Raw genomic sequence first — 23929 nt, forward strand, 5'->3', positions numbered from 1 at the left:
TGGGTCAGTACTGTTTTTGCAGTACGTCGGCCAGCCATTCGGCAATCACTGGCGAATCGATGCAGGCATCGCTGGCGGTGGCAGTCACCACACCGGCTTTGGCGTCGTCGGCCGGAATGCCGTCACCACCACGGAACGTCAGCAGGTCGGCTTCAAAACGCAGGGTAAATTCCGGGTGTGGCTGCAAGCTGACCATACGGCCGTTGTCGTAGCTCAAACCGGCGTATTGGCAGAACTCGGAGCTGGCGATCACTTCCGCGCCTTGTGGCAGTACCGTTACCTGATCCTGATGCACTGCGTTGACGCGAATGCGATCCGACAGGCGATTGGCCAGCACGCCGTGAACGCGGTACTTGTGAACACCCACGCCCCAGCCGCCCTGGTATTTTTCGACCTTGCCGCCAAAGGCTTCGGCCATTAGCTGGTGACCAAAACAGATGCCGACCAGCGGCTTGCGAGACGCCTGAATCTGGCGAGCGACATCTTTCAGGTTGCGAATCCAATCGAGGTCTTCGTACACACTGAATTTTGAGCCGGTGATGATCCAGCCATCGCACTCGTCTGCCGACATCGGCAGCTCGCCCAGTCGGGCTTCGTAAATGCGGTATTCAAAGTCGGTTTCCAGCGGCTCGAACAGGCGTACGAACATGTCGGCGTAGGTGCCGTATTCAGGAATCATTTCATCCGGTGTGATACCGGTGGCGAGAATACCAATTTTCATAACGTGCTCTTGGGGTCGTTCTTACAAAACAGAAAACGGGGGCTGCTGCCCCCGCACACACTTATTCAGGCTGCGGCCGCTTGCGCATCTGGAACATGGCCACCAGCACACCGACGGCCACAATCAGGATCATCAGGGTCGCCAGCGCGTTCACTTCCGGGGTCACGCCCAAACGTACCTTGGAGAAGATCACCATCGGCAAGGTGCTGTTACCCGGCCCGGACACGAAGCTGGCAATCACCAGATCGTCCAGCGACATGGTGAACGACAGCAACCAACCGGCCAGAATGGCAGGCATGATCAGCGGCAGCGTCACCAGAAAGAACAGCGACGACGGCTTGGCACCGAGGTCCATGGCCGCTTCTTCCAGCGTTTCATCAAAACCCGCCAGACGCGACTGCACAATCACCGCCACATAGGCCATACAGAACGTGGTGTGAGCAATAATGATGGTCAGCGTGCCACGGCCGGCAGGCCAGCCAAACAGGCTTTCCAGCGCCACAAACAACAGCAGCAAGGACAAACCGGTAATCACTTCCGGCATCACCAGCGGGGCGGAAATCCAGCCCGAGAAGATCAGTTTGCCCTTGAATTTGCCCATCCGTTGCAAGGCAAATCCAGCCATGGTGCCCAGCACCACCGCCAGGGTGGCGCTGATAAACGCCACCTTGAAACTCAGTGCCGCAGCGTTAAGAATCTGCTCGTTGCGGAACAGCTCGCCGTACCATTTCAGCGACCAACCTCCCCACACCGTCACCAGCTTGGATTCGTTAAAGCTGTAGATCACCAGCGACAAAATGGGCAGGTACAGGAACAGGAAGCCCAGAGCGGCACTGCCCCATAAAATCCAGGAACCTTGCTTCTTCATGCGTGGCCCTCCTGATCTTCTGAACGGTTACGCACCAGCATGATTGGCAGCACCAACAACACCAGCATCACAGTGGCAACGGCGGAAGCCATCGGCCAGTCGCGGTTGATCGAGAACTCGTCCCACAATACGCGGCCAATCATCAGGGTGTCGGAACCACCCAGCAGCGCCGGAATCACGTACTCGCCCACCACCGGAATAAATACCAGCAAGCAACCAGCAACGATGCCCGGCAGAGCCAATGGCACGATCACCGCAAAGAAGCTTTGTACCGGCCGATAGCCCAAATCCGCAGCCGCTTCGACCAGCGTCATATCGAGTTTTTCCAGCGCTGTGTACAGCGGCAGAATCATGAACGGCAAGTAGGTATAAACAATGCCGATGTAAACGGCGAAATCGGTTTGCAGCATCTGGATTGGTTGGTCGATCAAACCCGCCGCCATCAGAATGTCGTTAATCGGACCGCTCTTTTTCAGCAGCGCCATCCAGGCGTAAACGCGCAGCAGGAAAGAGGTCCAGAACGGCAGAATCACCAGCGCCAGCAGTATGGTACGGGTGGTGCCTTCGCTACGGGCAATCAGCCAGGCGATCGGGAAGCCCACCACCAGTGTCAGCAGGGTGGAAATCACCGCGATCTTGATGGAGCTTAAATAGGCATCCAGATAAAAGCTGTCTTCCCACAGGAACAGGTAGTTACCCAGATTGATTTTGATGTTGAGATAAGCTTCTTCCAGATCCCAGTCCAGCAGGCTGCTGTACGGCGGCACCGCAATGGCACTCTCGGCCAGCGAGATTTTGAACACCACCACAAATGGAATAAAGAAGAACAGCGCCAGCCAGAAATAAGGCACCGCGATCACCATCAGACGACCCCAGTTAACCCGTCCCAGACCGATAAACTGCCACAGCATCGAAAACAGCTGTGCCAGACGAGCCAGGCCGATGGCTGGCTCTTGATGTGAAGTAGATTGCGTCATCCTCGCCCCCTCAGCTGGTCAGAACCACGGCGCTGTCCACATCCCAATACATGTGAACACGGTCATTCCAGGTGAAACGGGCACCCATGTCGCGGGCGATGTTGGGTTGGGTCACGCGGATTTCCTTGCCGCTGTCGAGGCGGATACGGAAGATCGACATGCTGCCCATGTAGGCGATGTCTTCGATGATACCTTCGCAGCGGTTGTCGGTTTGTTCTGGCAATTCGCGGCTGAGCATGATTTTTTCCGGACGAATGGCCACGTTCACCTCCTGACCCGGCGCACAGCTGATGCCGTGGTTCAGGTACAGCGGTGCGTCCATGTCCTGACTTTTCACTCGCACGCTGTCGACTTCGTCTTCAACAATACGCCCCGGCAGCAGGTTCACCGAACCAATGAAGCGCGCTACAAAGGCGGAGTTCGGGTATTCGTAAATATCGTGCGGCTCGCCAATTTGCACGATGTTGCCGGTGTTCATCACGCCGATACGGGTTGCCAGCGTCATGGCTTCTTCCTGATCGTGCGTCACCACCACGAAGGTCACACCGGTGTCTTCCTGAATGTTCATCAGCTCGAACTGGGTTTCTTCACGCAGCTTTTTGTCCAGCGCCCCCAGCGGCTCATCCAGCAACAGCAACTTCGGTTTCTTCACCAGCGACCGCGCCAACGCCACACGCTGACGCTGACCACCGGACAACTGATGCGGCTTGCGCTTGCCCAGATGACCCAGCTGCACCATGTCGAGCATATCGGCAACGCGCTTCTTGATGTCGCCGTCGGCCAGACCTTCACGCTTGAGGCCGAAGGCGATGTTCTTTTCGACACTCAAGTGTGGGAACAAGGCGTACGACTGGAACATCATGTTGACCGGACGGTTCCATGGCTTGATGCCTGCCATATCGACACCATCAATCAAAATACGACCCGATGTTGGCTGTTCAAAACCGGCCAGCATACGCAGCAGGGTACTTTTACCGGAACCCGAGCCTCCCAACAGGCAGAACAGCTCACGCCGATAGATATTCAGGCTGATATTATCGACCGCGGTGAAGTCATCAAACTTCTTGGTGACATTATCAAACACCACAAAAGGCTTGGCATTGGGGTCGCGCCAGAGATCCGGTGCCGGAGCGGTCAGCGGGTTCTTGGCAGCTGCCTTGTTGGTGTCTTTCTGTTGCTCGGGGGAAAGTTCTGCAGTTGTCATAGCCTTGCTTCCACAGACTGATACTCAGTCAGTTGGTAGAGACCGGGCTCGGTCTCTGTTTTTAGTTATGTTCTTTGCGCCGCTAACGGTCGTTACCGTCAGCGGCATACCGGGATCAGCGACCGGTTTTAACGTTCGACCAGGCGCGGTTCAGCAAACGGTCAAATTTGGCAGTGTGGGCCTGCTGTGGGAACAGCTTGGCTTTTACAGCGTCGGTTGGGTAGATGCCCGGATCATTGATCACTTCGTCAATAATCAGCGGCTCAGCAGCCTTGTTGGGTACCGCGTAGTAGACGTAGTTGGAGATACCGGCAGCCACTTTGGGCGACAGGATGTAGTTGATGAACTGGTAGGCTGCTTCCTTGTGCGGCGCATCCTTCGGGATAGCCATCAGGTCAAACCACACCAGCGTGCCTTCTTTCGGGATGGTGTAGGACACCTTCACACCCTGACCGGCTTCATCGGCACGACCAACAGACTGCATGATGTCGCCGTTGTAACCCACTGCCACACAGATTTCGCCATTGGCCAGATCACCGATGTACTGGCTGGAGTGGAAGTAACGGATGTTGTCGCGGGTACCTTTAAGCAGCTCTTCCGCTTTCTTCAGATCAGCCTTGCTTTCAGAGTTAGGATCCAGCCCCAGGTAGTTCAGCGCGATGGCCATGACCTCGGCCGGAGAATCCAGCACGCCAATGCCACAGTCTTTCAGTTTGGCCGCCACTTTTGGATCAAACAGCAGATCCCAGCTGTCGGTTGGCATATCACCCAGACGCTCGGACACCTGTTCGGTATTCAGGCCCAGACCAATGGTGCCCCAGGCGTAGGGTACGCTGTGGGCATTATCGGCATCATGACGAGCAACCTTGGCCAGCAGTTCCTTGTCGAGGTTGCCATAGTTGGACAGCTTGCTCTTGTCGATTTCGGTGTACACACCCGCCTGAATCTGACGTTCCAGGAAGGAACCGGTTGGGACTACAAGGTCATAGCCTGTATTACCCGCCATGATCTTGCTTTCCAGCATCTCGTTGGAGTCGTAAACGTCATAGTTCACATGAATACCGGTCTCGGCTTCAAAGCGTTTGACGTCTTCCATGTCGATGTAGTCAGACCAGTTGTAGATATTCAGCTGTTTGCTGTCGGCAAATGCCGCCGCAGACAGGCCGAGGGAAGTCGTTGCAAGTGCCGCGGCGGTCATTGCCGCCAACCAGTTTTTCTTCTTCATGCGTTCGTTCTCCGGATCTCGTGTAGTGATAGGCAGGTCTTGGCCCGATGGTCTTGATGCCATTTTGATTAACGCTACTGATGGGCGGGTGCTGTTCCCATACCCCCTGGGGGTTAGGTACGTTCGTTCACCCGAGGATCAATGCCCAAGCCCCATGTTTACTGGCTTTGGCAGATTGGCAGCGCCGCGGGACCGCGACGGTTTTGTGACAAACAACTGACAATGTCTTCAATTGGCACATCCTGTTGCACTTTTACTGAGTTGCTGAAGGTAAGGTTTTTGGCCCATTGGCCTATATCGAAAAACGCGCTTTGCAACCAAAAACGGGAAGCCTGAAGGCTTCCCGTTTTGCTGTAGCAACCATCTTCCTGACAAGCGTCAGAGTAAGCCCAGATAGGCTTCGTACTCAATATCAGAAATGCGGCTGCACAAATCTTTATATTCGGCGCTCTTCACCGCACCGTACACCCGTACGAACTCTTCGGTCAGGTAGTGCGGCACCTGCTCGCTGCCTTCCAGCGTTTTGATGGCGTCTTCCCAGCGGCTTGGCAAGCGGGTCGATTCGTCGGCTGCGGCATAGGCATCCCCCACCATTGGCTCTGGGGCTTCAAGCTCGTTTTCAATGCCATACAAACCACCAGCCAGTACCGACGCCAGCACCAGATACGGGTTGGCATCTGCACCCGCCACACGATGCTCAATACGACGAGCGACCGGCTCACTCTCTGGAATACGGAGCGACACAGTACGGTTTTCATAGCCCCAGCTGGCAAATACCGGCGCGTGGGAGCCTTCCATAAAGCGGCGGTAGGAGTTCAGGTGCGGCGCAAACATCAGCATGCACTGCGGCATCATTGCCAGCATGCCAGCGACCGCATGACGCAGCATTGGCGTGCCGTCTTCACCGCCGTCGTCAAACAGGTTGTTGCCGTCAGCATCCACCAGCGAGTAGTGCACGTGGAACCCGTTGCCGGACTCTTCAGCGTATGGCTTGGCCATAAAGGTGGCGCTGTAACCATGCTTACGTGCAATGCCTTTCACCAGACGCTTGAACCAGATCGCCTGGTCACCCGCCGCCAGTGGGTCTTGCACGTGCTTGAGGTTAATCTCGAACTGGCCTGGGCCCAATTCGGAAATAATGGTGTCGGCCAGTACGCCCTGCTGTTCACAGGTGTCGCGTACTTCGGCAAAGAAAGATTCCAGACCGTCCACATCTTCGATGGAATAAGCATCAGTGGTATTCAGGCGACGACCATGGCCACGGTCCAGCACTGGCGGTTGTGGGCGCTGAATTTCTTCCGACGAACCGTCCATCAGATAGAATTCCAGCTCGGTGGCCATTACCGGATACCAGCCGCGGTCGTGGTATTGCTTGACGATATGAGACAGACACTGGCGCGGGTCGGCCGTAAATTCGGTGCCGTCCGGGTTCCACATCATGGCGTGCAGCTGATGACGGTCCTTTTCCGCCCACGGCACAGGCACTGGCTTGTCCTGAACGGGCATGCAAACACCGTCGTTGTCGCCGGTTTCGAACACCAGACCGTTCTCAGGAACGTCGCCGCCCCAGAAATCCAGACCGGACACCGAGCGAGGCAATTTGACGCCTTCCTCATACACCTTGTCGAGGGAGCTGCCGAGCAAACGCTTGCCGCGCAAATTGCCGTTCAGGTCCACAATAAAAAGATCGAAATCGTTTTGCATAACCACACCAGTAGTGTTTTTGTCTGTTGGGCCAAGCATAATTGGATAAAGTGATTTCAGAAATTCTTCATCTGACAATTGCACAAGGCCTTTGAATTGTGATCACATTAATGACCAGTAGCAAGATCTGCTGCCCGAAGTAACGAAAAATCCGATGCGGTAACCACAAAAGACACCGGTATGGACAAGCACTCGCCGATACAGATCACCCTAGAGCAGCGCGACGACGCTGTAACTATCACCCAGTGGGTATACAGCACCTTGCGTCAGGCCGTGATGCTGGGCCAACTGCCACCGGGTCGGGCCGTCACCATCCGTGAAATGGCTGCCCTGCTGAACGTTTCACCGATGCCGGTACGCGAGGCCTTGCGCCAGCTGGCTGCCGAAGGCGCACTGGAAATCCAGGGCAACCGACGGGTCATGGTGCCACGTATGACAGCGATGAAATTCAGCGAACTGGTGGAAGCCCGAATCGCGCTGGAAAGCCACGCCGCTGGGCAAGCACTGCCCTACATAGACGCCCAACGGTTGGCGCAAATGCGCACACTCGACGAGCAGATTGATGCCGCCGAAGCTGCAGGCGACGCCGAAACCGTGATGCGGGTGAATCAGGATTTTCACCGCCTGATCTACACCGCCAACCCCCATCAGGTCACCATGCCCCTGATCGAAAGCCTGTGGCTGCAACTGGCGCCGTTCATGCGCGTGGCAGCCGCCTACCTTGATGAGTACTACCAGGTAGACCGCCACCACGAAGCCATGGATGCCATCACCCGTCAGGACCCCGTTGCCCTGAAACTGGCCGTCGCCGCCGACATCCGTGATGGCTGTGCCTTTGCTTCATCGCCGGAAACCCTGCAACAGCTGCTGAGCGCCTGATTTGTCGGGTGTCTGGCGTCTGGCGTCTGGCGTCTGGCGTCTGGCGTCTGGCGAAATTGTGCGATGCCCATCATCGGCAGCAAGCTGCCTCCCACATTTCCAACATTGCTTGTCCGATTATTGTGGGAGAGAGCTTGCTCTCGAAATCCAGCTGCATGTTCAACAGAGCGTTGAAGAACACACCGCAATGTCAGATGGCAGCCGCTTCGCGTCTCTAACAGACCAGCACAATCAGATCTGTACACCCGCACCATGTAGGGTGCGCACTGCGCACCGTCCTCCCCTCTTCAAATTAACAATGATGACAATTTGAGCCAGTTGACGTTTTTCCCATTGCACTTTGAATTTTGTGATCACAATATTGTGATCACAAAATAACGACACTCACTCAGCGTCAGGAGGACCCATGGCCTCACCACTGCAACAACTGGATGCCAAACACCATCTGCATCCTTTCACCAATACCGGCAGCCTTAACAACAAAGGCGCCCGTGTTATCACCAAAGCCGACGGCGTGTACCTGTGGGACGAACAGGGCAACAAGATCATCGACGGCATGGCGGGTTTGTGGTGTGTGAATCTTGGCTATGGCCGTAAGGAACTGGCGGACGTTGCGTATCAGCAAATGAATGAGCTGCCGTACTACAACACCTTTTTCCAGACCACCCACGGGCCGGCGGCAAAACTGGCAGAAGCCATTGCCTCGGTAACACCGGGTGATCTGAACCGCATTTTCTTTGCAGGCTCCGGCTCCGAAGCCATCGACACTTTGATGCGTCTGGCTCGTCATTACTGGGCTATTAAGGGCAAGCCGTACCGCAATATTCTGATTGCCCGCGAAAACGCCTATCACGGCAGCACCATCGGTGGCACCAGCCTGGGTGGTATGAGCGGCATGCACAAGCAAGGCGGCCCACTGGTTCCGCACATCGCTCACATTCGCCAGCCATACTGGTACGGCGAAGGTGGTGACCTCAGCGAAGAAGAATTTGGCCTGCAGGCAGCACAAGCGTTGGAAGAAAAGATTCTCGAAGTTGGCCCCGACAACGTCGCCGCCTTCTTTGGCGAGCCGATTCAGGGCGCTGGCGGCGTCATCGTGCCGCCAGCCAGTTACTGGCCAGAAATCCAGCGCATCTGCCGCAAGTACGACATCCTGCTGGTTGCCGATGAAGTGATTTGTGGCTTCGGCCGCACCGGCAACTGGTTTGGCAGCCAGACCTACGGCATCCAGCCAGACATGATGTCCATGGCAAAAGGCCTGTCATCCGGCTACGTACCGATTGCCGCCGTTGCCGTTGGCGACCGCGTTGCCAACGCCTTGGCTGCCCACGACGAAGACTTCAACCACGGCTACACCTACTCCGGTCACCCGGTGGCTGCTGCCGTGGCACTGAAAACCATCGACGTCATGAAAGACGAAGGCATCGTCGAGCGAGTTGGCAACGACATTGGCCCTTACTTCCAGAAAACCCTGCGCGAATCCCTGGCCGATCATCCGTTGGTTGGCCACATCGACGGCATTGGCTTGGTGGCAGGTGTTGCCCTGATGATGGACAAGGCCTCAAAAACGCCTTTCCCGAGCGATATCGATATCGGCACCATTTGCCGCGATCACTGCTTCAACAACGGCCTGATCATGCGCGCCACTGGCACCCGCATGTTGCTGTCGCCGCCGCTGGTGATCAGCCATGAAGAAGTGAACGAAATGTGCGAAAAAGCTCGCCATTGTTTCGACCTGACGCTGGAAAGCGTGCGCAAGCTGGGAGTAGAGATATGACCGACAGCATCGATAGCAAACTGAGCCGCCAGCTGGCGGCGCTGATCGACCACGTGCGTCTGGCCGGCTTTCCCAACCAACTGGCCGCCTATCTGGAAGACGTGTGCCTGTTCGACACCTGCCTGATGACCATTTATCACGCTGAACGTCGCCCGGTATTGCTGTACACCGAAACCGATGACGTCAGCGACACGCTGGAACAGTACCTGACCAACTGCTACCTGCTGGACCCGCTGTTCAACGCCATCCAGAAAGACGGCTTCAGCGGTGTTGCCCGCCTCGACAGCATGGCACCGGACTCCTTTACCCAAAGCGAGTACTACCACACCTGTTACCAGGATTTTGGTCTGGCCGATGAAATCAATATGGTGGTCGCCCTCGACGACGGCTACAGCTTTGCCATCTCACTGGGCCGTAAGCACGGTATTGGCAGTATTACTCGCGCCGAACTGAACCGCCTGCAGGAACAATACATAGTATTAGCCGCCCTGATTCGTCAGTTCTGGCTATCAAACGCTGATGAATTCCGCCCGGTAGACAAAAGCCGCAGCACCCTGACCCATGCCTTACGTACGTTCGGCCAGGGCGTACTGACCCGCCGCGAACAGGAAATCACCGCGCTGATCCTGCAAGGCCACAGCTCCCAGTCGATTGCAGAGCAACTGAACATCAGCGTCGGCACCGTGAAAGTACACCGTAAGAACATTCACGGCCGCCTCAACACCTCGACCCAGAGCGACATTTTTACTCTGTTCCTCAGTCACCTGAGCGAAATGGATATGCGCATCGTTGCCTGATTCCAGCCAACGAAAAAAGGCCAGCATAGCGCTGGCCTTTTCCCTTTGAAGGCGGGTGCAATCGCCCTCCCCCCCCCACTCCTGACACACTCAGAAATTCGATTCAGATGCCGTTTTTACGGAATTGGCGTACTGGTCAATCAGCGCATTGGCCCGTTCATACAAATACTTCCCCTTGTGGCCATCGTCGCTCATGTCTTCAATCCAGGCATCAGTGACCGGCTGGATCAGCTGCTGGATCGCCCGGGTCTCTTCCGCGGATATGGTATAGATTGGGTTATTGGTCGCAACGGCCAGCGCCTTGCCGCGTTCACCCATTTCATCCAACAGGCGGCCAGCCTCGCGAGCCAGTGGCAATCCGGAATGACGGTCAATCAAGGCTTTCAGATCGTCCGGCAGTGACTGATAGCTTTTCTTGTTCATGGCAAACAGGAACACCTGAGCATACAAACCACGGTCTCCGCTCAACTCGGAATGAGAGCTCACCAGTTCATGCACCTTCATGGGCCCCAAAATGTCGTATGACAGCGAAGCCACATCAATCACACCCTTGGACAACGCCGATGCCAGCTGTGGCGCAGGCATAAACACCGGCATGGCGCCCATCTCGCTGTAGGCTTCGGCGATCGGTTTGTTTGGCGCCCGTACCTTGATGTCCTTGAAGTCGTGCAAGGTACGAATCGGATTATCGCGGGAGTGCAGGACACCAGTAGCATTGGTATGAATCGTCAGCAGCTTTACATCCCGGAAAGCCTCTGCCATTTCTTCATCCGCAAATTGCTGAATCGCCTGACTGGTGGCTTCAGCACGAGCGGCCATAAACGGCAGTTCAAACACCTCGGCCTTACGGAAACGACCCGGCGTATAACCGGCAACGGTCCAGACGATATCGGCGGTGCCACGACGAGCCTGGTCAAACAGCTGTTGTGGCTTGCCGCCCAGTTGCATAGCCGGATACACATCGATCTTTATACGGCCGTTGGATTCCTGCTCAATGGTTTTGGCCCAGGGTTCCAGAATCAGCGTATGTACCTCAGATGCCGGTGGCAGCTGATGGGACATACGAAAATGGTATTCCGCTTCAGCATTGGCAATACCGGGTATGGCCAATAGCGAAACCCATGGCAAAACAGCGCGTTTGAGTACCTTGAAAGAAAGCATAATCACCTCGAATTTTTATTGTTTGAGCGGGTGTTTTTGATCTGTTGTTACAGCATATTTTTACTGAAATGAAGTGGACGTCAGACGGCCACCTCCGGGCTTGCCTTCATTTGCTCGATAATACGACGAGCACGGTTAGGGCCAACGTCCACATGAATATCGATCATGGGGGTGCCGGCGAACCGCTTCATGTTGGCGTACTGGGCTTCGATAACGACCTTGTCTTCATCGAACGTCAGTTCGGTTTGCTCCACTACCTTGGCTTTGATTTCCTCGACGTTTTGAGTCGGATTGGTCGCCATGGTCCAGAAGTAGTGAGCAGAGGTGGATGTCTCTGGTGTAATGCCGTGGAATCCACGCATATGGAAGCCACCACGGTTCGGGTCACTGATGTCATCGGTGCCGTGATCCACCGCACCGGTCCAGATTTCCAGATGTGACGGCTTAAACAGGATTTCCTGCCAGCGGTCGATTTTGCCCTTGAACGGGTAGGCTTCAAGATACGTTGGCGGCGCATCGGAATTGGGCATATGGCGCACCACGAGGACCGAGCGTTCGTCACTTTCGACCTTCATTTCGGCGTTCATATGCAGCTTGGCATTGCCACCAATGGTCTTCAGATGCACATAGCCCAGATGACTTAGGTCCAGCAGGTTGTCGTGAATAAGCTGATACGGTGCGTCGTAGTGATATACATCGCCGTCAAAGACGTATTGAGGGTCGTCATGAACCGGATATACCGGCGGCTCACAATTCGGCGCACTATCGACCTCACTGCCAAACCAGATCCATACCAGGTGATTCTGTTCACGCACATGGTAAGCATGTACACGGGCCTTACGCGGTACCTTGGCCTGGCCCGGAATTTCCAGACACTGGCCCGCTTCATCAAACAGCAAGCCGTGGTAACCACAACGGATTCCCTGATCTTCGATGATGCCGTTGGACAATGGCAAATGCCGATGGCAGCAGCGATCTTCCACCGCCGCAACCTGGCCATCGCCCTTGCGGAAAAGCACCACCGCTTCGTTCAGCAAGGTGCGAGCAACCGGTTGGTCTTTCAGCTCCTTGCTGTGGGCAGCGACGTACCACATATCCAGTGGGTAAGCGCCCTGCTGGCGACCGCTGTCGTTTTTCACTTCGGCACTGACACCGGGAATGTAAATGGATACAGACATATCAACTCCTGCTTGTTGTTATTGGAGGGTGAGTCGGAACCCGGCTCAGAGATCCAGCACCAATCGGTTGCCTTTGGCCCTTGAGCAGCAAGGGGTAAACAACTGATTGGATGCCCGTTCGGTTGCGGTAAGAAAGCTGTCCCTGTGATCGGGAATACCATCGGCCAGGCGCGTGACACAGGAGCCACAAACGCCCTGCTCGCACGACGACGGGATATCGAAGCCTGCGTCTTCCAGTACCTCCAAAGCACTGTATTGCTCGCTCACTTCAAGTACCTGTCCGGTGCTGGCGATCACCAGTTCAAAAGCACGATCGCCGTTTTCCGACACTATTTCAGGGGCTGCAAAAAATTCGCGATGCAGGCGCTCTTCAGTCCAGCCCAGTTGACGGGCTGTACCAAAAATATGCTCGATGTATCCGGCCGGACCGCAGACGTACAAATGGCTGCCCGCCGGTGCCCGGGTCAGAACCGTCATGGAATCCAGAGAGCTGTCTTCATCGTTGAAATAGCAAAAGCAATCAGCCTGCGACGACAGTTGATCAGCAAAGGCGGCTGACTTGCGGCTGCGAGCGGAGTAATGAAGTTCGAAAGATTTGCCATCCGCACCCAGGCTGGAAGCCATGGCAACAATGGGCGTAATGCCAATGCCGCCGGCAAACAGCAACGCGTGTGGCGCATCGACATCCAGAGCAAACAGATTGCGCGGCTCACTGATCTTCAGCGCATGCCCCACTTCCAGTTGATGCACTTCGGCTGAGCCACCCCGGGACTGCGGGTCCAGCAGCACACCAATCTGGTACTGGTCATCACGGGATGGATCAATCAGCGAGTACTGGCGCACCAGCCCTGACGGCAGCTGGATATCGATATGAGCACCGGCCTCAAAAGCAGGTAAGCAACTGCCATTGACCGATTTCAGCGTCAAACCACAGATTCCCTGCGCCAGCGGTTGCGTGTTTGTGATGATGACATCAAGCATGACGATCACCTTTCGTTGTTATTGTTGATATATCAACAATATTTTTAGTTTAGTTGTCATGTCAACGATAACCGCAAAATAAAACACAACCGATGACTCAGAAAATAAGCCACACTGACAACATAAAATTTGATAAAAAATACGTTAAAACAATCGCTTGGGTGATTTCAGTCGCACTGAAACCGAGCGTCACGCAGGAGGAAAAAGCAGAACGACTGGCCCGAATTGTCCCAGCCAGAAAATCGGTTTTGATTACCCGGATCAGAGATCCGGCTGATAAGCGTTCACCACAGCGACTCTGCGATTAAGGTGATTCAGAATACGGATAAGCGCTTCTTTGTCTTCAACTGCCAGTTCTTCCAACAACAGTTGCTCACGCTTGATCGCTACTTCAAAAACCTGATCATGCAGCTGCTGACCACTGTCAGTCAGCTCCACCAGAGACTTGCGCGCATCGGTGGGATCTTCCAAAACGGTGACCAGCTGTTGCTGCTGCATCTGCTTGATCGATCGGCTCACAGCAGCCTTATCAAGCCCAATCACCTGGCACATGCGATTAGGGGAGATGCAAGGCTCAACCTTTAACAGCGCCAGCAAACGCCACTCCACAATCCCCACACCAAACTTCTCACGGTACAAGCGCGAGGCTCCCGCAGACAGCTTGTTCGCCAGAAAGGTAATCAGGGCTGGTACGTAATTATCGAGTTCGAGCGTGTGTCCGTTTTCAGGGGAGTCTTTCATGGTGTCCGTTATTACTGATCGGCCAGCGGGAGGGACAGGTTACATCACTGCTCGAAGAAGCTGTAAATAAAAGAAGCCAGAAACAAAAAAGGCCAGCACCGCGTTGCGGTCTGGCCAATGGGGGTTTGGAAAATCAGAACTCTCAAATCCGTGCTGCGGACTAAGCGGTTAACGTACCCACTTCAAGTGTCGCGCGCAGCGTCCGGGCCTTCAGCTCGGCCCGGTGAGCATGGGCAGGTCTCTCACCCCCTGCCCGGTTTTTCAAGCTAACCGTTTTCAGATCAGGCAGTCAGTGTCGCCAGTGCGTCTTTCAGCTGAGCGGCCAGATCGGCATTGGTCAGCTCACCTTTTTCAGCGTCAAAATTGTCGCCGAAGTTTGGCACAGACAGCTGGGCTTTCACGTCCATGGCGAAGTAAGGCGCGGAACCGGCAGCGATGCCCAAAACGCTTTGTGCACCGCCAGGGCCTGGGGAAGTCGCCAGCAATACGGCTGGTTTGTTCTGGTAAACCTTCTGGTCGATACGGGAAGCCCAGTCGAATACGTTCTTGTAAGCCACGCTGTAGTTACCGTTGTATTCGCCGAAACCAATCACAACCGCGTCGGCTTCGCCAATCTTGCTGAAGAACGCTTTGGCTGGCTCAGGGATGCCGTCGGCCACTTCGCGGTCAATGCTGTAGATCGGCATTTCGAAATCGTTCAGGTCCAGAATCTCAACCTCAGCACCAGCGTTGGCGGCCAGCAAATCAGTTGCGTGGGTAACCAGCTGCTTGTTGATGGAAGCCTTGTGGTTGGATGCTGCAAAAGCCAGTACTTTCATGGTCAATCTCCTTCGGCGTGTGCCAGAAAATGGTTGTCGGCAGGCTGCTTGGCAGGCCTTGCCGAACCGATAAGCAACACTATAGATTCGCCCCAATAAAAGATTAATATCAAAATCGTGTAGTTATTGTTTCCATTTGACTTTGAATCACACATTATCAAACGAGCAACCTGACTGGACCACTCCATGAGTTACAACGCCGACCTGCTCGATGGCATGGTGATCTTCGCCGAAGTCATCAACGCTGGCAGCTTCACCAAAGCCGCCGACAACACCGGCCATTCGACCTCCTACATCAGCAAGGAAATCAACCGGCTGGAAGCGCGTTTGGGGGTACGGCTGATGAACCGCACCACCCGTACCCAGCACCTGACCGCCGAAGGCGAGCTGTTTTACCAGCAATGTCAGCAAATCATTGCCGAGGCCAACGAAGTGCAGAACGCGCTGATGGGTCACCAGCTGCAACCCACCGGTACCTTGCGCATCAGCTGTCCGCCCAGTCTGGCGGTGGCGCGTTTGCGGCACATATTTGCGGGCTTTCTGGTCGAGTACCCACAGGTCGACCTGGAACTGGATATGAACAACCGCAAGGTCGATGTGGTGGCCGATGGTTTTGATGTGGTGGTGCGAGCCACCCCGCAACTGGAAGACTCCAGCCTGATCAGCCGCAAGATCATGTGCTCACGGGCGGTGACCATCGCCTCGCCCGCCTATCTGGAAAAATACGGTACTCCGGAAAAGCCGGAAGACCTCAAGCACCACCACTGCATCACCTACAGCAACCTCAAACACCCGCGCCTGTGGCAATACAAAAACCAATACGGCATGGACATTGAGGTGGAAGTAAACAGCCGCGTCAGCCAGAACAGCTCGGAAATGGAGTTGGCACTGTGCAGCGCCGGTATTGGCATCGCCCGGGTGCCCGACTTTTTATTCACCGATGAATTCGACACCGGCGAACTGGTAGAGCTGTTCTCCGACTACCAACGCAGCCCGATTGATATTTACCTGATATACCCCAGCCGCAAACACATGTCGGCCAAGGTACGCAGTTTTATTGATTACGTGGTGGGCGTATTGGAGCAGGGCTAAGAGAATAATCAGCCGCCATCTGACAGCGCCGTGTCAGATGGCGTCAGATTGGGACAATAAGACATGCCCCAAAGCGGAGTTGCAGGAGCGGATTTATCCGCGATTCAGTGCGGCAATACAGCCACTCAGGATTTGCCCGCCGCCACGGCGTACATAAATTCCAGCGCGATGGTCGCTGCGGCCAGCGCCGTAACGTCGGCGTGGTCGTATGCCGGAGCCACTTCCACCACGTCGACACCACGAATATCCATGCCCGCCATGCCACGAGCGATTTTCAGCGCGCAGTCGGTGGTCATGCCGCCGGATACCGGTGTGCCAGTGCCCGGCGCGAAGGCTGGGTCGAGCGCGTCGATATCAAAGCTGACGTATACCGGTTTGTCGCCGACACGGGCCTTGATGCGTTCCAGTACGCCTTTGGCACCGAGGTCGTTGGTTTCTGCGGCATCCAGCACTTCGAACGGGTGGCCGTCACGATCCCAGTTGGTACGGATGCCAATCTGGATGCTGTGTTCGGTATCGATCAGGCCTTCCTGCACAGCATGATGAAACAGGGTGCCGTGGTCGTAGGCACTGCCACCATCGTAGGTGTCGGTGTGGGCATCAAAGTGCACCAGCGCCAGCGGGCCATGCACTTTGGCTACCTCACGGATCACCGGCAGAGCGATAAAATGATCACCACCAAACACCAGGCTTTTCTTGCCGCTTTCAGCAATTTCACGCACCAGTGCCTGCAGGTTATCCACCATGGTTTGTGGCTCACCATGCTTGAACGCCACGTTACCGGCATCGGCCATTTTCAGGCGTTCATCCAGAGCGAAATTCCACGGCCAGCGAGCACCTTCCCACAACAAATTGGCCGACGCCTGACGTACCGCAGTCGGGCCAAGGCGCGCGCCAGGGCGGCCGGAAGTGGCCATATCAAACGGTACACCGGCAACAATCACATCGGCGTCGCTTTGGCGGATCTCTTCAGCGTTGCGCAGAATTGGGCTGTTCATAAAGCCCATGCCCATCATGCCGTAAAGGGCCAGATCGGCATTGGCGGAACCGCCAGTCGGAGCAGAAGGAGCGAGCATGGTGTGAACAGCAGCCTGAGACATGATGAATCCTGTTTGGCATTGGCCAGAAATAAGTGACTGGGTGCAGATTAGTCGCTGTTCTTTAATTCTTGAAATGCATAATATTCCTGAAGACATGCACAGTATTAATAGTTTTTTACAGGAAGGTCCCATGCCAGCGTCGTTCCATCAGTTTGACCTGAACCTGCTACGCGTCTTCGAGGCGCTGGTATCCGAAGCCCACGTTACCCGTGCGGCAGAGAAAGTCTTCCTCAGCCAGTCGGCCACCAGCCACGCCCTCAACCGTCTGCGCAGCCAACTTGATGATCCGATTCTGGTGCGCTGCGGCAATGGTTTGCAGCCTACCCCCAGAGCCTTGGCAATGTTGGGTGAAGTACGCGAGGTATTACGGAAACTGGAACAGACGCTGGCACCGCCGAAGGTATTTAACCCGGCCACCAGCAAGCGTGTGTTTACCCTGGCGGTGACCGACTACTTTGAAGCCGTGGTGCTGCCCGACCTGATGCCTGTTTTAAATGAACAAGCACCAGGACTGGTATTCAATCTTGAAATGATCGGCCCACAGGCCTCGCTGGAGCGACTGGAAAATGGTGATGTCGATCTGGTGGTTGGCCTCGACGACAGCTTCAAAATTCCCTCGCATCTGTTAATAACCAACTGGCGTGATGAGGAGCCCGTGTGCCTTGTCGGCGAGCAGTTTGACGACATACCAGACCAGCTCGATCTGGACGGCTACCTCGCCCTGCCCCATGTGGTGATGGTTGATCAAACCGACGCCGACTCCATCAGCATCGACAGCGTTGACCGCTGGCTATCAAGCCGCAAACTGAAGCGTCAGGTGGTGGTGCAAATGATCAACTACCTGGCCGCCGCCCGCATGGTCGCCAACCGCAAAACCGTGCTGACACTGCCACGTCAGATGGCGGAAATGTTCAGCAGCTGGCTGCCGGTGCGCGTGGTCGAAGCCCCGGACGAATTGCCCAACTGGAGCATGAAACTGATCCAACACCCGTTATATCAACAGGACACCGGCATTCAGTGGTTATTGCAGCAGCTGCAACCCCACCTGAAATACCAGACTTAACGGATCACACAGCAACGGCTCGATTGCCGATGCTCTGAAAGAATTCACAAAACATTGCAGCCTTTCACTTTACATGAGCACAACCATGAACGAGAATTATTATCGTTTATGGTATTCTCAAACGGAAGGCTGGCTATGCTGTCGCACCACACATTGACCAACCCGTCATCGGGCCGTTACTCACTGACTGAATCCGCTCAGGGTTTGAGTCAGTCTTCGTTGGCGTTGCTGGTGCATATGATTCGTCATGAACAAAGCACCCGCTTTTTGTACGCAGCCCTGCTGTGTCACCCGGAGATTGCCCAAAGTCCACAGCGGGATTACTTCAAGCAGGCACTGGAAGAAGACGCCGCCCATGTCGATGAGCTGACCGACCAGCTTGATCCCAAGGTACGTCAGCAGCTGATGAGCAACAGCGAGCACATTCAGTACACTGCGCTGCCGGCTACTTCCACCACCGACCTGTGTCAGCCGTTAGCGGCCTCGGGCAACGAAGATATCCTGCAACAGCTGTATCAGAGCGAACTGGCCGCCGTGGGCGCTTGCCGTCGTTTGTGCACCCTGACGCTGGAGCAGGACTATCGACTGTTTGATCTGGCCTACCGTCATTTGCAGGAAAACCTGCTGCACCTTGAAACCGCCGCCGATCTGTTGGCACAGCAGCGGAGCATCTGATCCATGGCTGCCAGCCTGAACCTGTTGCTACGCATGGTCGGCAGCAAGCTAAGACCCTTCCACATGCGCCAATACCAGTTCCAAATCCCGCTGTTGATGGCATCGTTGTTGGCGGTTCAGCTGTTGAACCCGGCGCTGTTCCAGCTGGTTGTCAGCACCATGGCCGATGCCTGGTATGGCGTCAGTGTGTTTGTGGCGGTCACGTTGGCGGGCTTTTATGCCATGGACCGCTATTTCAAGCAGGGTCTGAGCCAACTGCTGGCCCATCACCAGAACTGGCAGGTGCCGGTGGCAGCCATTCTGGGAGCCTTGCCCGGCTGTGGCACCGCCATCATCGTGGTGACCCGCTTTGTGAATGGCCATATGAGTTTTGGCTCGCTGGTGGCGGTGCTGATCTCGACCATGGGTGACGCCGCGTTTCTGCTGTTGGCACGGGAGCCGCAAACCGCCCTGCTGGTATACGCCATCAGCCTGGTGGCTGGTATTGTGACCGGCTATCTGGTCGACGCCTGTCATGGCCGTGATTACCTGCGCCACAGTAACGTCAGTACGGATCAATGCAAACACCCGATTCCTCCGCTGCCCCGAGGCCTGGTGTGGGCCTTTATGGCGTTGCTGGCTCCGGGGGCGGTAATTGGTCTGGCGAGTGCCATGCAATGGGACACTGCCATGTGGCTGACGCCCTGGATGAACCACGCCCATGCCGAAAGCCTGATTGAATGGATGGGGTTTCTTGGGGCCGTGTGCTGCTTGCTGTTGTGGACCAGCCAGCCGCTGGATTCCTGGTCGTCGCGCTTTGCCCAAAGTGGCCGCAGCACCTGTTTGAACAACTCGGTGGTGGCCGAAACCAGCTTTATCACCGTGTGGGTGATCGTCGGCTTTCTGGCCTATGAGCTGCTGGCGTTTTACACCGGCCTCGATTTCCACAACCTGTTTGCCAGCATGGGCGCCTACGCCGTACTGCTGGCGATTGTGATTGGTTTTGTGCCCGGCTGCGGGCCACAGATTCTGGTCACCACCCTGTATCTGAATGGCGTTATTCCGTTCGCGGCGCTGCTGGCCAATGCCATCAGCAACGATGGCGACGCCCTGTTCCCAGCCTTGGCGCTAACGCCCAAAGCGGCCGCCAAAGCGACGCTGTACAGCGCGATTCCGGCTTTTGTGGTGGGCTTTGGCGCCTGGTGGTGGCTGGCGGTTTGATCGACGGCCTGAGGCAGTAGGTTAGATGCAGGCTTGAGGTAGGTCAGATAAAGACGCGAAGCGGCTGCCATCTGACACTGCGCTGTTAGATGGCGCTCACTGCGTTCGCTTATCTAACCTACAGGGGACATCTATTTAATCCTGCACGACTCTGCGCGAGCGTTACCGTTGTTCAGGGCAAGGCGACGAATGCAGCGGAATGACGCGTCCTTTCCAAGTTCGTCAACACAGCACTGGGCGACGGCAACCCGCGCCCTGCGGGGGCTGCCGGATTAAATAGATGTCCCCTGCATTCTTTTTTTGCCAGAAATCCCAGCCCCAGAACGAAAAAAACCCGCGTTCAAACGAACGCAGGTGAGGGCCTTTGTAGGCAAGGTGAGAGCTATACACAGGGTTGCATAGCTCAACAGGATGAAACTGAAAAACGAGCCTGACCGGGCTTGATCCGGGGAGAACAGGAACCCCAACCTCAGGCAGTCTGAACAGCAATCAGAGGCCTGCCTGCACAGCTGTGATTCACCACAGCCAGACTCAAAAAAGTCGTCGCTCTCTTAGCTGCGGCGCTTGCCTGAAAGCCAGCGCCGCCCAACTTGACGACTGCGAGGAACGCGTTTACTTGCTAACGAACGCTTGCGTGTCGTCCAGCGCTTTACCCATTTTCTCAACGATTTCGTCGATCTGGGCCTTGGTAGTGATCAGCGGAGGACACAGCGCCAATGAGGCACCCGCTACCGGACGGCTGATCAGACCGTGGTTCTGACAGGCGTTAGCGGCGAAGCCACCAACCGCACCGGCGTTTTCAAACGCAGCACCGGTTTCCTTGTTGGCGACCATTTCAACGGCGGCAATCATGCCTGCGCCACGTACTTCGCCCACCAGTGGGTGGTCGCGGAATTCGGCCAGACGGGTTTGCAGGTAGTCACCGGTTTCAGCGGCCTTGGCGAACAGGTTTTCACGCTCGTAGATTTCCAGGGTCTTCAGTGCTACTGCCGCGGCAACCGGGTGCGCAGAGTAGGTGTAACCGTGGCCGAAGACGCCGTTTTTGGCGGTTTCTTCAATCATGGCGTCGTACATCTTGCCCGGAATCACAGAGGCAGAGATCGGCACGTAGGAAGAAGACAGCTGCTTGGCGAAGCTCATCAGGTCCGGCTTGATGCCCATAGTGGTAACACCAAAGTCGTTACCGGTACGGCCAAAGCCGGTGATCACTTCGTCGGCCCAGAACAGGATGTCGTACTTGGCCAGAATCGCCTGCACTTTCTCGTAGTAACCGGCTGGCGGCACGATCACACCGGAGGCACCGGTAATTGGCTCGGCAATGAAAGCAGCGATGGTTTCAGGGCCTTCGCGCAAGATCATGGCTTCCAGGTTGCCGGTGATGCGGTCAACAAACTGGGCTTCGGTTTCGCCTTCCAGACGACCACGGTAATAATGTGGCGCGTCGGTACGCAGCACGCCGATGGCGTCGATTGGCAGGTCAAAACCGGTCTGGTTCACTGGCAGGCCAGTCAGACAGGCGGCCGCGACGGTCACACCGTGGTAAGAACGCTCACGGGCGATGATCTTGCGCTTCTCTGGCTTGCCGATGGCGCTGAAGTAGTAGCGCAGCATCTTGATGTGGGAGTCGTTGGCGTCGGAACCGGAGCTACCCATGAAAATATGGGCGTTATCCACAGGCACCATGGCGGCCAGCTTATCGGCCAGCTGCATGCCCGGCTCGTGTACCTTGCCACCGAACATGTGGGCGTAAGACAGCTTTTCCATCTGCTTGGTGGCTGCTTCGATCAACTCGGCATTGTTGAAACCGAGGGACGCACACCACAAACCAGACATACCTTCGAGGTACTGGTTGCCGTTGTTGTCGTAAACGTAAACGCCATCGCCACGTTCAATTGTCAGTTGCTCAACCGCCTTGAAGTTGGTGGTTGGATAAACCATGTGAGACATACGCTGCTCCAATCGCACAGCTGCCATCAGCTGTGAATCATAAATACCCCGTTGGCGGTGTTCGGTATGAAGGCCACCGGAGAGTTGTTGCTGTACTGGCGTTTGCCCGCTGGACAACCGCCGAAATTCTTTTGCTGCAGGAGCGGATTCATCCGCGAATCAGATCAGGATGACCACTCCGGTTTCTGAACACAGTCAGGCAAATGCAAGGCGTCCCGCAGCAATGCGCCGCTGCAAACGCTTCAAAAAATTACAGGCCGCCCAGACAGATGTATTTGGTTTCCATGTAATCGTCCAAACCGTACTTGGAACCTTCACGGCCCTGGCCAGATTCCTTCACACCACCAAACGGAATCACTTCGGAGCTGATGGCGGTTTCGTTAACGCCAACCATGCCGTATTCCAGTGCTTCGGATACCTTCCAGATGCGCTTCAGGTTGTTGGTGTACATGTACGCCGCCAGACCAAACTCGGTGTCGTTGGCCATGGCGATGGCTTGTTCGTCGGTTTCAAACTTGAAGATCGGTGCTACCGGGCCAAAGATCTCTTCCTTGAACACGCGCATGGCAGGAGTCGCTTCCGCCAGAATCGTCGGCTGGAAGAAACAGGCACCCTGCTCGCCACGAGCACCACCGGTTACCACGCGAGCGCCGTCTTCAATGGCAGACTCGACCAGTTCAGCCACACCGTTGACGGCTTTCTCGCTAACCAGCGGGCCATGAGTGGTGTTGGCATCGGAACCGTCACCCACCTGGAACTTGTTCACTTCCTCGGCCAGACGCTCGATGAACTTGTCGTAAATGCCCGCCTGAACCATCACACGGTTGGAACAGATACAGGTCTGACCGGAGTTACGGAATTTGGAGATCAGTGCACCGTTGATGGCAGCATCCAGATCGGCGTCATCAAAGATGATGATTGGCGCGTTGCCACCCAGCTCCATGGAAGTACGCTTCACAGTGTCAGCACACTGCTTCATCAGGATCTTGCCCACCGGGGTAGAACCGGTGAACGTCAGCTTCTGCACGATCGGGTTAGAGGTCATTTCGCCACCGATATCACGGGAGCTGGAACCCACAATCACGTTGATTACGCCAGCAGGCACACCGGCTTCTTCGGCCAGCAGGGCGATAGACAGAGCAGACAACGGAGTTTCAGTCGCTGGTTTGCAAACGATGGTGCAGCCAGCCGCCAGTGCCGGCGCGATCTTGCGAGCCAGCATGGCAGACGGGAAGTTCCACGGCGTAATGGCCGCAACCACACCCACAGGCTGTTTGATCACCAGATTACGACGACCCGGCTGGGCAGCTGAAATGATGTCGCCATAAACACGGCGGGCTTCTTCAGCGAACCATTTGATATAGGACGCACCGTAGGCGATTTCGCCCTTGGCTTCGAACAGTGGCTTGCCCTGTTCGGCGGTCAGAATGGCAGCCAGGTCATCCTGGTTGGCCATCACCAGGTCGTACCACTTTTCCAGAATGTCGCTACGTTCCTTGGCGGTCTTGCCAGACCACGCCGGGAAGGCATCTTTTGCAGCTTCAATCGCACGCTTGGTTTCAGCGGCGCCCATGTTAACCACGTCGGCAACCAGCTCGCCGTTGGCCGGGTTTTTTACCGGTACGGTGGTGCTGTTGTCAGCGTCGACCCACTGGCCGTTAATGAGGCCTTTGGTTACCAGCAGCTGGCTGTTCTGAAGTGCAAATGCCATAGCGCTAATCCTGTTGTTGAATTCGATTTACGTTGTTATAGCTGGCCGAAAAGGGCCGTTAAATAAGTCCATTCCACCGCTTACGTTGAAAAGGCTTAACGCAACGATGG

Annotated in this window: 21 protein-coding genes; 7 read left to right on the forward strand and 14 right to left on the reverse strand. The window is 55.7% G+C overall.

Annotated elements, in window-relative coordinates:
- Window positions 1-4 precede the first annotated feature (4 nt).
- The 6 genes from ACXADJ_RS13565 to ACXADJ_RS13590 all read right to left on the reverse strand — a co-directional run bounded on the left by ACXADJ_RS13565 (window position 5) and on the right by ACXADJ_RS13590 (window position 6699).
- Window positions 5-721 (reverse strand): type 1 glutamine amidotransferase, encoded by a 717-nt coding sequence (locus ACXADJ_RS13565; protein ID WP_475066779.1) that lies wholly within the window; start codon window positions 719-721, stop codon window positions 5-7.
- A gap of 61 nt (window positions 722-782) precedes the next feature.
- Complete coding sequence (locus tag ACXADJ_RS13570) at window positions 783-1589, reverse strand: ABC transporter permease subunit (RefSeq protein WP_475066783.1); 807 nt, start codon at window positions 1587-1589, stop codon at window positions 783-785.
- On the reverse strand, window positions 1586-2500 hold the full coding sequence (locus ACXADJ_RS13575) for an ABC transporter permease subunit (RefSeq protein ID WP_475068199.1): 915 nt from the start codon (window positions 2498-2500) through the stop codon (window positions 1586-1588). Before ACXADJ_RS13575 ends, ACXADJ_RS13570 begins: the two co-directional genes overlap by 4 nt.
- A 76-nt stretch (window positions 2501-2576) precedes the next feature.
- Window positions 2577-3770 (reverse strand): ABC transporter ATP-binding protein, encoded by a 1194-nt coding sequence (locus ACXADJ_RS13580; RefSeq protein WP_475066784.1) that lies wholly within the window; start codon window positions 3768-3770, stop codon window positions 2577-2579.
- A gap of 115 nt (window positions 3771-3885) precedes the next feature.
- Entirely contained in the window at window positions 3886-4995 is a 1110-nt protein-coding gene (locus tag ACXADJ_RS13585) for a polyamine ABC transporter substrate-binding protein (protein ID WP_475066786.1), read from the reverse strand.
- A 378-nt stretch (window positions 4996-5373) separates the two neighbouring features.
- A complete protein-coding gene (locus ACXADJ_RS13590) occupies window positions 5374-6699 on the reverse strand; it encodes a glutamine synthetase family protein (protein ID WP_475066787.1) in 1326 nt (441 codons plus the stop codon).
- A 180-nt stretch (window positions 6700-6879) separates the two neighbouring features.
- On the opposite strand from ACXADJ_RS13590, the gene ACXADJ_RS13595 reads away from it, so the two are divergent.
- The 3 genes from ACXADJ_RS13595 to ACXADJ_RS13605 all read left to right on the forward strand — a co-directional run bounded on the left by ACXADJ_RS13595 (window position 6880) and on the right by ACXADJ_RS13605 (window position 10152).
- Window positions 6880-7578: a GntR family transcriptional regulator gene (locus tag ACXADJ_RS13595; protein WP_475066790.1), complete on the forward strand. Its 699-nt coding sequence runs from the start codon at window positions 6880-6882 to the stop codon at window positions 7576-7578.
- A gap of 406 nt (window positions 7579-7984) precedes the next feature.
- On the forward strand, window positions 7985-9355 hold the full coding sequence (locus ACXADJ_RS13600; protein WP_475066792.1) for an aspartate aminotransferase family protein: 1371 nt from the start codon (window positions 7985-7987) through the stop codon (window positions 9353-9355).
- On the forward strand, window positions 9352-10152 hold the full coding sequence (locus tag ACXADJ_RS13605) for a helix-turn-helix transcriptional regulator (RefSeq protein ID WP_475066794.1): 801 nt from the start codon (window positions 9352-9354) through the stop codon (window positions 10150-10152). Before ACXADJ_RS13600 ends, ACXADJ_RS13605 begins: the two co-directional genes overlap by 4 nt.
- Before the next feature lie 90 nt (window positions 10153-10242).
- Here the strand turns inward: ACXADJ_RS13605 and ACXADJ_RS13610 are convergent, their stop codons facing one another.
- The 5 genes from ACXADJ_RS13610 to ACXADJ_RS13630 all read right to left on the reverse strand — a co-directional run bounded on the left by ACXADJ_RS13610 (window position 10243) and on the right by ACXADJ_RS13630 (window position 15031).
- Window positions 10243-11313 (reverse strand): TRAP transporter substrate-binding protein, encoded by a 1071-nt coding sequence (locus ACXADJ_RS13610; protein ID WP_475066798.1) that lies wholly within the window; start codon window positions 11311-11313, stop codon window positions 10243-10245.
- An 80-nt stretch (window positions 11314-11393) separates the two neighbouring features.
- Window positions 11394-12491 (reverse strand): Rieske 2Fe-2S domain-containing protein, encoded by a 1098-nt coding sequence (locus ACXADJ_RS13615; protein WP_475066800.1) that lies wholly within the window; start codon window positions 12489-12491, stop codon window positions 11394-11396.
- Between the two features lie 45 nt (window positions 12492-12536).
- Complete coding sequence (locus tag ACXADJ_RS13620) at window positions 12537-13472, reverse strand: PDR/VanB family oxidoreductase (RefSeq protein ID WP_475066802.1); 936 nt, start codon at window positions 13470-13472, stop codon at window positions 12537-12539.
- A 261-nt stretch (window positions 13473-13733) separates the two neighbouring features.
- Window positions 13734-14213 carry a MarR family winged helix-turn-helix transcriptional regulator gene (locus ACXADJ_RS13625; protein ID WP_475066804.1) on the reverse strand — a complete coding sequence of 160 codons (480 nt, stop codon included), beginning with the start codon at window positions 14211-14213 and terminating at the stop codon, window positions 13734-13736.
- 281 nt (window positions 14214-14494) lie between these two features.
- A complete protein-coding gene (locus ACXADJ_RS13630) occupies window positions 14495-15031 on the reverse strand; it encodes an NADPH-dependent FMN reductase (RefSeq protein WP_475066806.1) in 537 nt (178 codons plus the stop codon).
- Between the two features lie 186 nt (window positions 15032-15217).
- On the opposite strand from ACXADJ_RS13630, the gene ACXADJ_RS13635 reads away from it, so the two are divergent.
- Window positions 15218-16123: a LysR family transcriptional regulator gene (locus ACXADJ_RS13635; RefSeq protein ID WP_475066808.1), complete on the forward strand. Its 906-nt coding sequence runs from the start codon at window positions 15218-15220 to the stop codon at window positions 16121-16123.
- A 125-nt stretch (window positions 16124-16248) separates the two neighbouring features.
- On the opposite strand, the gene speB is transcribed toward ACXADJ_RS13635, so the two are convergent.
- Window positions 16249-17223: an agmatinase gene (gene speB / locus ACXADJ_RS13640; protein ID WP_475066810.1), complete on the reverse strand. Its 975-nt coding sequence runs from the start codon at window positions 17221-17223 to the stop codon at window positions 16249-16251.
- A 130-nt stretch (window positions 17224-17353) separates the two neighbouring features.
- Here speB and ACXADJ_RS13645 point away from each other — a divergent pair, with 130 nt between their 5' ends.
- The 3 genes from ACXADJ_RS13645 (at window position 17354) to ACXADJ_RS13655 (ending at window position 20161) form a co-directional block, all read left to right on the forward strand.
- On the forward strand, window positions 17354-18286 hold the full coding sequence (locus ACXADJ_RS13645) for a LysR family transcriptional regulator (protein WP_475066813.1): 933 nt from the start codon (window positions 17354-17356) through the stop codon (window positions 18284-18286).
- A gap of 135 nt (window positions 18287-18421) precedes the next feature.
- On the forward strand, window positions 18422-18961 hold the full coding sequence (locus ACXADJ_RS13650) for a ferritin family protein (RefSeq protein ID WP_028295126.1): 540 nt from the start codon (window positions 18422-18424) through the stop codon (window positions 18959-18961).
- Window positions 18962-18964: 3 nt separating this feature from the next.
- A complete protein-coding gene (locus ACXADJ_RS13655; RefSeq protein ID WP_475066816.1) occupies window positions 18965-20161 on the forward strand; it encodes a putative manganese transporter in 1197 nt (398 codons plus the stop codon).
- A 612-nt stretch (window positions 20162-20773) separates the two neighbouring features.
- On the opposite strand, the gene ACXADJ_RS13660 is transcribed toward ACXADJ_RS13655, so the two are convergent.
- Together ACXADJ_RS13660 and ACXADJ_RS13665 are read right to left on the reverse strand one after the other, a co-directional pair.
- Window positions 20774-22108, reverse strand: coding sequence for an aminotransferase (locus tag ACXADJ_RS13660; RefSeq protein ID WP_475066820.1), 1335 nt, complete (start codon window positions 22106-22108; stop codon window positions 20774-20776).
- A 250-nt stretch (window positions 22109-22358) separates the two neighbouring features.
- Window positions 22359-23819, reverse strand: coding sequence for an NAD-dependent succinate-semialdehyde dehydrogenase (locus ACXADJ_RS13665; protein ID WP_475066823.1), 1461 nt, complete (start codon window positions 23817-23819; stop codon window positions 22359-22361).
- Window positions 23820-23929 lie beyond the last annotated feature (110 nt).

The organism is Oceanobacter sp. ABM4_470, assembly GCF_056158645.1.

Bases quoted from the DNA above. Each gene is read 5' to 3' on its own strand.
- ACXADJ_RS13565 (WP_475066779.1), bottom strand. From the start codon at position 721: ATGAAAATTGGTATTCTCGCCACCGGTATCACACCGGATGAAATGATT.
- ACXADJ_RS13570 (WP_475066783.1), bottom strand. From the start codon at position 1,589: ATGAAGAAGCAAGGTTCCTGGATTTTATGGGGCAGTGCCGCTCTGGGC.
- ACXADJ_RS13575 (WP_475068199.1), bottom strand. From the start codon at position 2,500: ATGCTGTGGCAGTTTATCGGTCTGGGACGGGTTAACTGGGGTCGTCTG.
- ACXADJ_RS13580 (WP_475066784.1), bottom strand. From the start codon at position 3,770: ATGACAACTGCAGAACTTTCCCCCGAGCAACAGAAAGACACCAACAAG.
- ACXADJ_RS13585 (WP_475066786.1), bottom strand. From the start codon at position 4,995: ATGAAGAAGAAAAACTGGTTGGCGGCAATGACCGCCGCGGCACTTGCA.
- ACXADJ_RS13590 (WP_475066787.1), bottom strand. From the start codon at position 6,699: ATGCAAAACGATTTCGATCTTTTTATTGTGGACCTGAACGGCAATTTG.
- ACXADJ_RS13595 (WP_475066790.1), top strand. From the start codon at position 6,880: ATGGACAAGCACTCGCCGATACAGATCACCCTAGAGCAGCGCGACGAC.
- ACXADJ_RS13600 (WP_475066792.1), top strand. From the start codon at position 7,985: ATGGCCTCACCACTGCAACAACTGGATGCCAAACACCATCTGCATCCT.
- ACXADJ_RS13605 (WP_475066794.1), top strand. From the start codon at position 9,352: ATGACCGACAGCATCGATAGCAAACTGAGCCGCCAGCTGGCGGCGCTG.
- ACXADJ_RS13610 (WP_475066798.1), bottom strand. From the start codon at position 11,313: ATGCTTTCTTTCAAGGTACTCAAACGCGCTGTTTTGCCATGGGTTTCG.
- ACXADJ_RS13615 (WP_475066800.1), bottom strand. From the start codon at position 12,491: ATGTCTGTATCCATTTACATTCCCGGTGTCAGTGCCGAAGTGAAAAAC.
- ACXADJ_RS13620 (WP_475066802.1), bottom strand. From the start codon at position 13,472: ATGCTTGATGTCATCATCACAAACACGCAACCGCTGGCGCAGGGAATC.
- ACXADJ_RS13625 (WP_475066804.1), bottom strand. From the start codon at position 14,213: ATGAAAGACTCCCCTGAAAACGGACACACGCTCGAACTCGATAATTAC.
- ACXADJ_RS13630 (WP_475066806.1), bottom strand. From the start codon at position 15,031: ATGAAAGTACTGGCTTTTGCAGCATCCAACCACAAGGCTTCCATCAAC.
- ACXADJ_RS13635 (WP_475066808.1), top strand. From the start codon at position 15,218: ATGAGTTACAACGCCGACCTGCTCGATGGCATGGTGATCTTCGCCGAA.
- speB (WP_475066810.1), bottom strand. From the start codon at position 17,223: ATGTCTCAGGCTGCTGTTCACACCATGCTCGCTCCTTCTGCTCCGACT.
- ACXADJ_RS13645 (WP_475066813.1), top strand. From the start codon at position 17,354: ATGCCAGCGTCGTTCCATCAGTTTGACCTGAACCTGCTACGCGTCTTC.
- ACXADJ_RS13650 (WP_028295126.1), top strand. From the start codon at position 18,422: ATGCTGTCGCACCACACATTGACCAACCCGTCATCGGGCCGTTACTCA.
- ACXADJ_RS13655 (WP_475066816.1), top strand. From the start codon at position 18,965: ATGGCTGCCAGCCTGAACCTGTTGCTACGCATGGTCGGCAGCAAGCTA.
- ACXADJ_RS13660 (WP_475066820.1), bottom strand. From the start codon at position 22,108: ATGTCTCACATGGTTTATCCAACCACCAACTTCAAGGCGGTTGAGCAA.
- ACXADJ_RS13665 (WP_475066823.1), bottom strand. From the start codon at position 23,819: ATGGCATTTGCACTTCAGAACAGCCAGCTGCTGGTAACCAAAGGCCTC.